We start from the raw sequence: 12347 nt of genomic DNA on the forward strand, positions 1-12347 counted from the left end.
ACTATGATTTATGAGCGATAGTCTAGAGTCTTGACGGGCGAATTCAATCGCTATTAAAGAATCCGAGGCAAAAAGCAGACGGTTGCTTGATGCTGATCAGTAAACGTTTTGTGACATGCAACAGAAAAATTAGGTTTTTATTAGCAACAAAATTCATCCGTTGCTTAGTATACGGCGGTCTACAGTTTCCGCATTTTGTCGACATGAGCAAAAATCGTTGTCTATTGTTTAGCGATGAATTGTCGAGCAAACAAATTCGAAATGTAAAAAAGCAGTTGATCTTCTTTTCATCTCGCACAATAGTAAAAAAAGAAGCAATGAAATAGTACAACGTACCGATTACTTTTCTCGTGAAAACGAAAAGTAATGTGATCATTTTTTAAGGACGTTAGAGTCAATATGGGTAAATCGCTCGTTATAGTGGAGTCGCCAGCTAAGGCTAAAACGATCAATAAGTATCTTGGAAAAGACTTTGTGGTTAAGTCGAGTGTTGGTCATGTACGCGACTTGCCTACAGCAGGTCAGAGTACAGGCGAAAAAGCGGCTGCCATTTCTACTAAGGGTATGAGCGTAGAAGAAAAGGCTCGTATCAAGCAAGAGAAAGATCGTAATGCACTGATCAAGAAAATGGGTATCGACCCATATCATGATTGGGCTGCAAATTATCAAATTCTGCCAGGCAAAGAAAAAGTTGTCAGCGAATTACAAAAGCTAGCTAAAGACGCTGATTTTGTTTATCTCGCAACCGATTTGGACCGCGAGGGGGAAGCTATTGCGTGGCACCTTCGTGAGATCATCGGTGGCGATGAAGTACGCTATAAACGAGTCGTTTTTAACGAAATTACTAAGAATGCAATTCAGCAAGCATTCCAAAAACCTGGCCATCTCAATATGGATGGGGTTAACGCACAACAAGCGCGTCGATTCATGGACCGCGTTGTGGGCTTTATGGTGTCCCCATTACTGTGGAAGAAAGTGGCTCGCGGTTTGTCTGCAGGTCGTGTGCAATCGGTCGCTGTGAAGCTTTTGGTGGAACGTGAACGAGAGATCAAAGCGTTTGTACCGGAAGAATTTTGGGACATTCACGCCAACACACTGACGCAAGAAACGATGCCATTTAAGCTTTTGGTTGCTCAAAAGTCTGGTGACGCGTTCCGCCCAGTCAATGAAGCGGAAACCAACGCCGCTCTGGCGGTTCTGCAAAAAGCACAGTTTGAAGTTTGTAAGCGTGAAGATCGTCCAACAAAGAGCAAGCCTTCAGCGCCGTTTATTACGTCAACGCTCCAACAAGCGGCAAGTACTCGCTTAGGCTATGGCGTTAAGAAAACGATGATGTTGGCTCAGCGTTTGTACGAAGCAGGTTACATCACCTATATGCGTACTGACTCGACCAATTTAAGCCAAGAAGCGGTAGAAGCAGTTCGTGGGTACATCAGTGATGAATTTGGCTCTCGCTACTTGCCAAAAGCACCATTGGTTTATGGTAGCAAGCAAGGGGCACAAGAAGCGCACGAAGCGATTCGTCCTTCAGATGTCAACGTCCAAGCAGATGCTCTAGAGGGTGTTGACGCTGACGCACATAAACTTTATGCCTTGATTTGGAATCAGTTTGTCGCCTGTCAAATGACTGAAGCTGAGTACGACTCAACGACGGTGAGCGTTAAAGCTGCAGAATATACCTTGAAAGCAAAAGGCCGTATTCTGAAATTTGATGGTTGGACTCGCGTGCAGCGCCCATTGGGCAAAAATGAAGATACGATCCTTCCAGCGGTTCAAGTGGGCGATAAGCTAAACCTTGAGTCCTTAGAGCCGAAACAGCACTTTACTAAGCCGCCGGCTCGTTTTACCGAAGCTGCTTTGGTTAAAGAGCTAGAGAAGCGCGGCATTGGTCGTCCTTCAACTTATGCCTCCATCATCTCGACTATTCAAGACCGTGGTTACGTAAAAGTGGACCAGCGTCGTTTCTACGCCGAGAAAATGGGTGAAATCGTGACTGACCGTCTTGATGACAGTTTCAACGATCTGATGAACTACGACTTTACTGCTCGTATGGAAGAGAAGCTGGATAAAATCGCCGAAGGCGATGTGAACTGGAAAGACGTTCTGAATCAGTTCTTTGCAGACTTCACCACGGATCTTGGCCGCGCCGAAGAAGACGAAGCGCATGGCGGTATGAAACCAAATCATATTGTTATGACCGATATTCAATGTCCGACCTGTTCGCGTCCAATGGGCATTCGTACTGCTTCTACTGGGGTTTTCCTTGGCTGTTCTGGCTACGCATTGCCAGTGAAAGAACGCTGTAAGACGACCATTAATCTTGGGGATGAAGAAGGCATCATCAACGTTCTCGAAGAAGACGTTGAAACTGCTGCGCTTCGAGCAAAGAAACGTTGTCCTATCTGTGAAACCGCGATGGATGCATACCTGATTGATGATAAACGTAAGATGCACGTATGTGGTAACAATCCAAACTGTGAGGGTTACTTAGTCGAGCATGGTGAGTTTAAAGTAAAAGGTTATGATGGCCCTGTGGTTGAGTGCGACAAGTGTGGCAGTGACATGGTGCTCAAAAACGGCCGCTTTGGTAAATACATGGATTGCACGAGTGAGACTTGCAAGAACACGCGTAAGATCCTGAAAAACGGTGAAGTAGCGCCACCAAAAGAAGATCCTGTGCATTTTCCTGAGTTGCCATGCAGCAATTCAGATGCGTACTTTGTTCTTCGTGATGGTGCTGCTGGTTTATTCCTCGCCGCGAGTAATTTTCCGAAATCTAGAGAAACGCGTGTGCCGTTGGTTTCTGAGTTGGCTCGATTTGCTGAGCGTTTGCCAGAGAAATACAAACACCTTGCAGAAGCGCCAACACAAGATCCTGATGGGGTCGAGGCGGTTGTTCGTTTTAGCCGTAAAACCAAAGAAAACTATGTACGCACTGAAGTTGATGGAAAACCGACAGGTTGGACAGCACTCTATGTTGATGGTAAATGGGAAGTAGCGGATAAACGCAAAAACGCGAAATAACCGAGTTTGATGAAGCAGCCAACATTGGCTGCTTTTTTTATCTCTATCGCTCACCAATTAGCTCTATTCTCCCTCATGACGAGCGCTGATGACACAGTCGATATCTATGGGATCTCTTTGTCATCGCTCTTTCATATGCCTGACTTATTCTGTTCACATGTGCTTAAGAATGTGTGTGTCGGAAATGTGTAACGTAGCTGTTCGGGATATGTAAATAAACACCTGTTTGAGTGTGACCCAGGTAACGACTTCCCAACGCAACAAATGCATGCAGCACACAATACCCTATTTGAAATTGTAATTTGTTGGAAGTGCGATAACTTATACGAAACTTGTGCAATATTAATGTAATGCCTTGATCAACAATGATTCGGCTTAAAGAATTCAAGGTTTGCGCAAGGGATAACAATTTGAGCTCAGTGTCCCCCCACATAGTGAACTCACTGAGTCTTCTAGCTATAACGAAATGGAGAACAACGAATGGCTGGTGTTTTGGGAATGATTCTTGCTGGCGGTGAAGGTTCAAGGCTACGTCCTTTGACGGAATCTCGTAGTAAACCTGCGGTGCCTTTTGGCGGTAGTTACCGCCTAATCGACTTCGCGTTAAACAACTTTGTGAACGCAGACTTGATGCGTATTTACGTGTTAACGCAGTTTAAATCTCAATCTCTGTTCCATCATATGAAAAAAGGGTGGAACATCAACGGTATTACTGATCGTTTTATTGATCCCATTCCCGCACAGATGCGCACTGGCAAACGTTGGTATGAAGGCACGGCTGACGCTATCTACCAAAACCTGCGTTTTATGGAGCTATCTGAACCAGAACAAGTGTGTATCTTTGGTTCGGATCATATTTACAAGATGGATATTAAGCAGATGCTTAGTTTCCACAAAGAGAAACAAGCCGCATTAACCGTTTCTGCTTTAAGAATGCCACTAGCAGAAGCGTCGCAGTTTGGTGTTATCGAAGTCGATGCAGAAGGGCGTATGGTGGGCTTTGAAGAGAAGCCTAAAGCGCCTAAATCGATTCCGGGTGACCCAGACTTTGCGTTGGTTTCAATGGGTAACTATGTGTTTGAAGCGGATGTGTTGTTCGCTGAGTTGATTGAAGATGCGGACAACGAAAACTCATCCCACGATTTTGGGAAAGATATTATCCCTAAAATGTTCCCACGTGGTGACGTATTCGTGTATGACTTTAGCCAGAATCGCATTTCCGGAGAAAAAGCTGAAGTGTATTGGCGTGATGTCGGTACCATTGATGCTTACTGGCAAGCGCACATGGATCTGTTGAAAAAAGACGCGCCATTCTCTCTATACAACCGAAAATGGCCGCTGCACACCTATCAGCCACCATTGCCTCCTGCGACGTTTACCGACTCAGACAACGGGCGTGTACAAATTATTGATAGCCTAGTCTGCAATGGCAGTTACGTACGTGGTTCACGTATCGAAAAGTCTGTGCTAGGTTTCCGTAGTAATATTGCTTCAGCCTGCGATATTAGTGAGTCTATTTTATTGGGTGATGTCAAAGTTGGGGAAGGCTGTGTGTTACGTCGTGTCATTGTTGATAAGGACGTAGATATCGCGCCAGGAACGCAAATTGGTGTGAATTTGCAGGAAGACAAAAAAATCTTCCATGTCTCCGATGAAGGTATCGTTGTTATTCCAAAAGGAGCAAGAGTTGGCTACTAACCCTTTGTCGATTCTGTTTGTAGCATCGGAAGTAGAAGGTTTGATCAAAAGTGGTGGCTTGGCGGATGTTGCCAAGGCACTGCCTGAAGCTTTGGTTAATCTTCAGCATGATGCGAGAATTGCCATTCCGGCTTATACCGCAATTCCAGATGTGTGTGATGATGAAATCATCCTCGATACACACTTAGAATCTTGGCCTCATACTCATTATCAAGTTAAAAAACGTTTCTTGGGCGATACGCCAGTCTATCTCATTGCGTGTGCGCACTATTTTGATCGTCCTTCGATGTACGCTGAGAATAATCAGGCGTATACGGATAACGGTGAGCGCTTTGCTTTTTTTAGTGCTGCTTGTTTGGATATGTTACCAAAGATTGGTTTCCAGCCTGAGATCGTGCATGCCAATGATTGGCATACAGGCTTAGTCCCATTCTTGCTTAAGCACCGTTACGGTCAAGATCCATTTTTTGCTCAAACAAAGAGTATTTTGTCGATCCATAATGCGGTCTTTAAAGGTGTCTTTCACTATGATGAGATGCAGTGTTTACCTGAATTTCATTGCCGAAATGTACCCGATGCCGCCGTCAGCTCTACGCATATGACGATGCTGAAAGCGGGCGTGATGAGCGCGGATAAAATCAACGCTGTGAGCCCAACCTATGCAGAGGAGCTGAAAACTGAACTTGGCAGTCATGGCATGGCGTGGGAATTTCAAACGCGATCTGATGATCTTGTCGGGATTCTGAATGGCTGCGATTATTCTGCATGGCATCCAGATACTGACAGCTATTTACCCATCAACTACAAAGCAACTAAGCAGAGTATGGTGAGAGGGAAAAATGGCTGTAAACGTGCGCTTCAAGAGCAAGTCGGCTTACCTGTAAAGGACGTCGCTATGTTTGGTATGGTGTGTCGTTTGACGCATCAGAAAGGGGTGCATTATCTATTGCCAGTATTGACTGATTTCCTGAAGTTGGATGTTCAACTGGTTTTGGTTGGGACCGGTGACCCGTTGCTTGCTGCGCAATTACGTGATGTTGCAGCACAGTTTGGTGAAAAGTTTGTCTTTGTTGAAGCTTATAACAATCAACTCGCACACTTAGTTGAAGCCGCATCCGACTTCTTTTTAATGCCTTCAGAGTTTGAGCCTTGTGGCTTAAATCAAATCTATAGCATGGCGTATGGCTCCTTGCCGATCGTGAGAGGTGTTGGGGGTCTAAAAGACAGTGTATGTGATTACGATGTGAATCCAGAGACTGCGACAGGATTTGTGTTCTATGAGCCCACAGCGCAAGCGTTGTTGATTACCATGCAAAGAGCGTTGTTACTGTATGCACAGAATCTAACAGAGCTTCGACGAGTTCAGCTGTACGCGATGGAACGAGATTTTTGCTGGAACAAGGCAGCAGAGCAATATGTTGAGTTGTATCGTTCTGCGCTAAAATAGAGTAAAAGTTCTGAAATATGAATGGAAAGGCACTGATTATGGTGCCTTTTTACGTTTTTTAACCGAACTCAAATAGAATTTGAATTGATATGTGGTAGGATTCTTGCCTCCCATTCTTACTATGGTGATTCATTGACTATCCTTGTGGCGGAAGTCCCCATTTCGATTGGATTGCTATTTGATACATCACCATTGCAAGTGGGTTAGCTATACTGTTTAAACCTTTTAGTTTTCTCTTTTTTTGGCGTTGTTTTATGGCTCAAGCGTTACTATTTCACAAAACTTATCTCCATCCTACCAGCCAAGAGTGGGTGGTTTTTGTGCATGGTGCGGGTGGCAGTTCGTCCATCTGGTTTAAGCAAATTAAAGCGTACAAGCAGCATTTCAATCTGTTATTGGTTGACTTACGTGGGCACGGTAAATCCAATCAACTATTAAAAGAATTGATCAGTAACCGCTATACCTTTGGGGCGGTGACGCAAGATATCCTCAAGGTGCTTGATCATCTTAAAATTCACTCCGCGCATTTCGTTGGGATGTCTCTAGGGACGATCATTGTCCGAAATCTAGCGGAACTGGCGGGGGAAAGGGTTAAATCCATGGTGCTTGGTGGTGCGGTAACGCGTCTCGATGCGCGTTCTCGTATCTTGGTCTCTCTAGGTAACTTTGGCAAGCATGTGCTGCCCTATATGTGGTTGTACAAGCTGTTTGCCTACATTGTGATGCCGCAAAAAAATCAGCAGGAATCACGTCATCTCTTTATCCGTGAAGCGAAGAAGCTGTGTCAAAAAGAGTTTAAGCGCTGGTTTATACTCGCGGCAGAGGTCAATCCACTGATGCGTTATTTCAAAGAGCGTGAATTGCCGATCCCAACGCTATATTTGATGGGAGAGCGTGATTATATGTTTATTAAACCCGTCAAAGAGATGGTTGCTGCTCACACCCAGAGTGAGTTGCTAGAGATAAAAAACTGTGGCCATGTGTGCAATGTGGAAAAGCCCGACGAGTTTAACCAGCATTCGATCGATTTTATCCAACGCCAAATCTAATAAAACATGAGGAAGGCTAGTGCCTTCCTCTGTCAATTGCGCTCATTACTCAAGTACTTGCCCACAATGCCAGCAAGCTCCAAATTGACCTTCTATTTCTTCTCCGCACTGTGGGCATAGCCAATTTTGATGCGCTACTTGCTGCTCACGATAGCTGGCTAATATCGCTTTAGCAAAATCGACTTTCTCAGGTTCCAATAGCCAAATGTATGGATTGGTATCCTCAGTTGCTGGTAACTCACCTCTCAAGCCAAATAAACCCTCACCTCGAACCTCACATTGTACCGCTTCATTCATCAGTAATTGGCACACGATATGCGCTTCTATAGGCGTGTTGGCGGTGAATATCTTCATAAGTGAATTCCTTTTATGAAGAGAGTTGAGGTCTAAATTTACTCATGATCCATTTTACAGCGATAGGAAAGACACCCAATAACGCAAATGAGGCTAATACTGTCGGTGAAAGTATCCCCGACAACGAGTTGATGTCGGCCAATTGTGTCCCCGCATTTAGGTAGACAGCCGTACCAGGTAGCATGCCTATCTGGCTAGTAAGATAGTAACGACCAATGGAAATTGGTGTTAAACCCATTAGCAAATTAATCAGGAAAAATGGGAAGACAGGGATCAAGCGTAATGAAAATAGATAAAAGGCGCCATCCTTTTCAACGCCTTGGTTGATCGCGCTAAGTTTGTCTCCAAAACGTGCCTGCACCCAATCTTTTAGCAGGTAGCGACTACTCAAAAATGCGATGGTTGCCCCAATGGTGCTGGCAAACGAGACAAGAAGTAGGCTATACCAAAAACCAAACAGAGCAGCGCCTAATAGCGTGACGACGGTAGCTCCAGGAACTGAAAAGGCGGTAAGACCAACGTAAATGACAAAATAGCTTATTGAAGCAAACAGAAATTTTTCTTCAATAAAACTGTTCAGGGCAAGTTGTTGTGCTTTAGCGTTGTCGAGTGTGAGGTATTGACTAAAATTAACCGCCAATAAAATAATGGTCGCGATAAGCAAGATTCCGAATACGAGTTTTTTGTTCATTCAATTTTTCTCCAGATAGCTTGGTTATCAGACCTGATTGAGACAGAAAATCTTTCAAACGATATAAAAAAACCACATCATTTTGATGTGGTTTTAATCTATAAGAAATAATAAACGTGCTTGCCTACAAAGACAATTTATTCACTAATTCGTCTCGACGTTGCTGAGGAATCACACTCCAGTGCGTACCATTGATGGCTCCCTCTAACGCCCAAAGCAGCTCTAAGCTCACGGCACCACTGTGGGTGTTTTTAATCGCTTCGTACGCACGAACCGCGCCTTGAGACTCCAACTGCTCGACTGTTTCAATTCCCGCCTTTTTAAGCATTCGTTCGGTGGCTAAACGCAGGTTAGGTAGGTCTTTTAATCGTTCAGGTTTTGCTGTTGCTTGCAGTTGTTTATCATTATTAGCACTGGCCAATGCACGTTTGGCTAAAGCGAGTAGTGCATTTTGGTCTTGCCATAGCGCGTCTGAAATCGCGTAGTACTTAGTGACAACAGGAAACCCACGCTTAGTATAAACGTATGGTTTGAGCCCTTGCTTTTCAAAAAGTAATGTTGATTTTTGATCTGCGCGAATATGAAGCTGGTCTTTCACCACAAGTGCGAACATGGTCTCATCTGCAAAAAGGCCGAATCCGCCAAACATTGAGCGAGATTTTATCGCACCAAGTTGCTCAAAAAGCTTCATTGAATCTTTGAGTATCGGTTTATCCATGATGTGTTATCTCGGTGTAATTACTATTACGCCACCAAATCAGGTCCGAGAGATTAGCAAACCAATGCAAATACAATGTCATTAATGGGTAAACTTGTTGTTATGCATTTTTGCCATCGGTAACCCCGCTACCTACCAAAAAACGTCTGGTTTAGGCCGGAGGCTTTGCGTCCCACTTTTTCAAATGGTTTGCCCTGTGCGTGACACTAGAAGGATACGATTTCTATTGGAGTAACATCACATTTTCAAATAAAAAATGTGACATTGGTTCAGATAATAGTTGCAGTTAAGTGAATGAATGCTCGTTTTTAAGAACTTAACAGAATTTGACTTAACAAATCACTTACTAAGAATGAAAAAAAAAGCATCCAGATTTGGATGCTTTAGAATATTAGTCTTAACTAATTGATTTTTTTAACGGTATCACGAACCACTAACTCGGGATGCATTTCAAACACGCGTTTGTCATGCTCTTTGTCCTTAATACGTTCGAGAAGGATCTCAAATGCATTTTTACCAACACGGCGTTTTGGCTGGTGGATGGTTGTTAGCGGTGGTGAGAAGTATTCCGCCAACTCAATATTATCGTAGCCGATCACAGAGATGTCTTCAGGAATGCGAAGGCCTGACTGTTGAAGGCGGCTCATCAAACCCAGTGCCATGGTGTCGTTGAAGCAGAAGACCGCCGTTGGGCGATCTTGCCACGACGCGATCTTGTCAGCAGCCATCACAGCCGTATCACATTCAAAGTTTCCTTCAAGGATCCACTCGTTGTTAACGGCAATATTAGCTTCCTTCATCGCGCGTTTAAAGCCTTGGATGCGCTCTTGGCACGCGGCTTTTTCAAAGTGACCACTTAAACACGCAATTTTTGTATGACCATTTTCAATCAAGTACTTAGTGGCCAAGTAGCCACCTTCCTCTGAGTTATCGATAATTTTATCGGCTTGTGAGCTGATTGGACCCCAGTCCATAATCACTTTAGGAATATCTGCATGCTTATCAAGCATTTCGCGTAGTTCTTCAGTGAGGTCTGAACACATCACCAAAATGCCATCTACGCGTTTTTCCGCAAGCATACGAATGTAATCACGTTGCTTCTCGTAGATACCGCCCGTATTACAAAGAATTAGCGTATAACCTTGGCGGTAACAGTAGCTTTCTACGCCATCAATCACTTCAGAAAAGAACAAATTGGTAGATTGAGTGACCAGCATACCAATAGTACGAGTGGTGTTGCACTTTAGGCTACGCGCTACTGCGCTAGGCGCGTAGTTGAGCTCGTCAACCGCTTTCATGACTTTTTCTTGAGTGGCTTCTGCAACAAAACGCGTTTTGTTGATTACGTGCGACACTGTGGTCGTGGATACTCCAGCGAGACGCGCGACATCTTTAATTGTGGCCATAGGTATTGTCCTGTCTAAGGTTGCATTTTGAATCTACGATTCTTTGTTGCAACACAGTTTGCTACCTTTCTCCGAATTCGCTTTGTAAGGAAGACACACTAGAAAAGCAGCAGCTTAGCTTTAAATAAACACAAAAACCGCTGTATTTCAGCGGTTTGCATTAAAATCATATTTTATCGATTGCGGTCTCAATTTTAGACTGAGACGGCAAGAGTGGCAACCTACTCAAACAGCGAAATGTGTATCCGTGTTCACACTTTAGTGGTTAAAGTGTAACCGAGTGTTTGCTCTATTGATAAGGGCGTAATTATTATCCAACTAAATAGTCGCTGTCCAGCATACAAAACGCAACAAGTAGTTTTATTGCGCTGTTATAGAAGCCAAACTCATCATATTGTGCTGCTCGTTGAGAGAAGGTAGGTAACCAAGAGAGCAACATTTCTTGAATAAATGTGTTTTGCTCGATGAAAGCATCTTCCATGTGGCGATCTTGTTCAAACTCATTTGAGCGAATGATGAGGTTGCCAAGAAAGTCGAGCATGATCGCTAAGTGATCGGCCGGTTCATTTAGTTGTTGATTGACCTGCACACCATGTTTTTTTAGCCAAGCATCCATTTTTTGTGCCGGCTCGCCATTGAGTAGGCCATCTTTTGTAAGGTAAATTGATGCGTATGGCAGCGCGCCATGTTTTGCGGTTTTCAAAAATAGGTCACAAAAATCTGCCGCTAATTCCAATTGCGCATCTTGACGGTCAACAAGACGATTGAGTGCGTCGACAAAGGCGTTAACGGATGGTCGCAGAGCATCGTTTTCAGCCAATCCCGTTAAAAACGCTCTAATTTCCATGCTTTGATATTTATCGAGTTCTTCCTGAGTCAGTTCTTTGGCAAATAAGCTGGAAAGCCACCAATATATTTCCGCACGTTTTTCATTAAAGGCTTTTATCTCTTGCATCATTTATCGCTCCTAAATCAATCTCCTATAAGTGTAACCAAAAAAAATGAATAACAATAACGCCTATTGTTAAGAAAAATATAAATATATTTGAGCTTGTTAATGGTCTGATATTAAGCTTGTTTTGAATCAATAAAAATCAAGATACTTGCATTTCAAACGAAGTATGACTAGAAATGTTACTAGTTATGAATAGAATGTCTGCCCGTGTAGACAGAAATGACATGAAGTGGTGTAAATGAGCTATCACGTATTAGTCGTAGAAGATGATGTAGTGACTCGCAGTAAACTTGCGGGTTATTTTCAAAAAGAAGGTTACACAGTAAGTGAAGCGGAAAGTGGTGCCGAGATGCGTCATATTTTGCAAAATAGCTGCGTTGATTTGGTGATGTTAGACATTAACTTACCAGGTGAAGACGGCTTGATGCTGACCCGTGAACTACGCAGCCAATCGGACATTGGCATTATTTTGGTAACCGGACGCACGGATAGCATAGATAGAATTGTTGGTTTGGAGATGGGGGCAGACGACTACGTCACCAAACCATTTGAGTTACGTGAACTGCTGGTTCGAGTGAAAAACTTGTTGTGGCGGATTTCGCTTGCGCGCAGTGGTGGTTCAAAACATCAAGATGCGGAAAACGAAGACCATATTGTCCGTTTTGGCGACTGGACCTTCGATATTCATCGTCGAGCGTTGAGCCACAATGGTGAGCCAGTGAAGTTGACCAAGGCAGAATATGAGCTGCTGGTGGCGCTTTCGTCTTATCCAAATCAGGTATTAAGCCGTGAACGCATTCTCAACATGATTAGCCATCGTGTTGACGCGCCAAACGACAGAACGATTGATGTTTTGATTCGTCGCATGAGAGCAAAAATGGAGTTTGATCCTAAAAACCCACAAATTTTTGTGACCGTACACGGTGAAGGCTACATGTTTGCAGGCGACTAGGCGTGGCTTAGAAAGCCAAAATTAACAAACAAAAAAAGAGCGGATTAAGCTCT

10 protein-coding genes and 1 riboswitch are annotated in these 12347 nt (G+C 43.8%); of the genes, 5 read left to right on the forward strand and 5 right to left on the reverse strand.

All coding sequences use genetic code 11. The features are described from left to right. Positions 1 to 399: 399 nt before the first annotated feature. The 4 genes from topA (at position 400) to CIK04_RS21600 (ending at position 7218) form a co-directional block, all read left to right on the forward strand. A complete protein-coding gene (gene topA / locus CIK04_RS21580) occupies positions 400 to 3024 on the forward strand; it encodes a type I DNA topoisomerase (protein WP_128824647.1) in 2625 nt (874 codons plus the stop codon). Positions 3025 to 3504: 480 nt separating this feature from the next. After that, on the forward strand, positions 3505 to 4722 hold the full coding sequence (glgC, locus tag CIK04_RS21590) for a glucose-1-phosphate adenylyltransferase (protein WP_039446511.1): 1218 nt from the start codon (positions 3505 to 3507) through the stop codon (positions 4720 to 4722). Next, positions 4712 to 6169, forward strand: coding sequence for a glycogen synthase GlgA (gene glgA, locus CIK04_RS21595; RefSeq protein ID WP_026050618.1), 1458 nt, complete (start codon positions 4712 to 4714; stop codon positions 6167 to 6169). Before glgC ends, glgA begins: the two co-directional genes overlap by 11 nt. A gap of 254 nt (positions 6170 to 6423) precedes the next feature. Further along, the gene (locus CIK04_RS21600; RefSeq protein ID WP_017421987.1) at positions 6424 to 7218 is read left to right on the forward strand and encodes an alpha/beta fold hydrolase; all 795 of its coding nucleotides are present in this window, start codon (positions 6424 to 6426) and stop codon (positions 7216 to 7218) included. Positions 7219 to 7263: 45 nt separating this feature from the next. On the opposite strand, the gene CIK04_RS21605 is transcribed toward CIK04_RS21600, so the two are convergent. From CIK04_RS21605 to torD, 5 genes are all read right to left on the reverse strand, one after another. Then, the gene (locus CIK04_RS21605) at positions 7264 to 7572 is read right to left on the reverse strand and encodes a DUF2007 domain-containing protein (RefSeq protein WP_017421986.1); all 309 of its coding nucleotides are present in this window, start codon (positions 7570 to 7572) and stop codon (positions 7264 to 7266) included. Positions 7573 to 7585: 13 nt separating this feature from the next. Beyond that, a complete protein-coding gene (locus CIK04_RS21610) occupies positions 7586 to 8263 on the reverse strand; it encodes a TVP38/TMEM64 family protein (RefSeq protein ID WP_097352942.1) in 678 nt (225 codons plus the stop codon). Positions 8264 to 8387: 124 nt separating this feature from the next. Next, positions 8388 to 8981 (reverse strand): TfoX/Sxy family DNA transformation protein, encoded by a 594-nt coding sequence (locus CIK04_RS21615; RefSeq protein WP_097352943.1) that lies wholly within the window; start codon positions 8979 to 8981, stop codon positions 8388 to 8390. Between the two features lie 115 nt (positions 8982 to 9096). Continuing rightward, positions 9097 to 9185, reverse strand: a riboswitch (cyclic di-GMP riboswitch). Positions 9186 to 9382: 197 nt separating this feature from the next. Further along, on the reverse strand, positions 9383 to 10387 hold the full coding sequence (purR, locus tag CIK04_RS21620; RefSeq protein WP_097352944.1) for an HTH-type transcriptional repressor PurR: 1005 nt from the start codon (positions 10385 to 10387) through the stop codon (positions 9383 to 9385). Between the two features lie 310 nt (positions 10388 to 10697). After that, complete coding sequence (gene torD, locus CIK04_RS21625) at positions 10698 to 11345, reverse strand: molecular chaperone TorD (RefSeq protein ID WP_017421983.1); 648 nt, start codon at positions 11343 to 11345, stop codon at positions 10698 to 10700. A gap of 235 nt (positions 11346 to 11580) precedes the next feature. Here torD and torR point away from each other — a divergent pair, with 235 nt between their 5' ends. Further along, on the forward strand, positions 11581 to 12294 hold the full coding sequence (gene torR / locus CIK04_RS21630; protein ID WP_039469184.1) for a two-component system response regulator TorR: 714 nt from the start codon (positions 11581 to 11583) through the stop codon (positions 12292 to 12294). Positions 12295 to 12347 lie beyond the last annotated feature (53 nt).

The organism is Vibrio sp. 03_296, assembly GCF_002265885.1.

Bases quoted from the DNA above. Each gene is read 5' to 3' on its own strand.
- topA (WP_128824647.1), top strand. From the start codon at position 400: ATGGGTAAATCGCTCGTTATAGTGGAGTCGCCAGCTAAGGCTAAAACG.
- glgC (WP_039446511.1), top strand. From the start codon at position 3,505: ATGGCTGGTGTTTTGGGAATGATTCTTGCTGGCGGTGAAGGTTCAAGG.
- CIK04_RS21600 (WP_017421987.1), top strand. From the start codon at position 6,424: ATGGCTCAAGCGTTACTATTTCACAAAACTTATCTCCATCCTACCAGC.
- CIK04_RS21605 (WP_017421986.1), bottom strand. From the start codon at position 7,572: ATGAAGATATTCACCGCCAACACGCCTATAGAAGCGCATATCGTGTGC.
- CIK04_RS21610 (WP_097352942.1), bottom strand. From the start codon at position 8,263: ATGAACAAAAAACTCGTATTCGGAATCTTGCTTATCGCGACCATTATT.
- CIK04_RS21615 (WP_097352943.1), bottom strand. From the start codon at position 8,981: ATGGATAAACCGATACTCAAAGATTCAATGAAGCTTTTTGAGCAACTT.
- purR (WP_097352944.1), bottom strand. From the start codon at position 10,387: ATGGCCACAATTAAAGATGTCGCGCGTCTCGCTGGAGTATCCACGACC.
- torD (WP_017421983.1), bottom strand. From the start codon at position 11,345: ATGATGCAAGAGATAAAAGCCTTTAATGAAAAACGTGCGGAAATATAT.
- torR (WP_039469184.1), top strand. From the start codon at position 11,581: ATGAGCTATCACGTATTAGTCGTAGAAGATGATGTAGTGACTCGCAGT.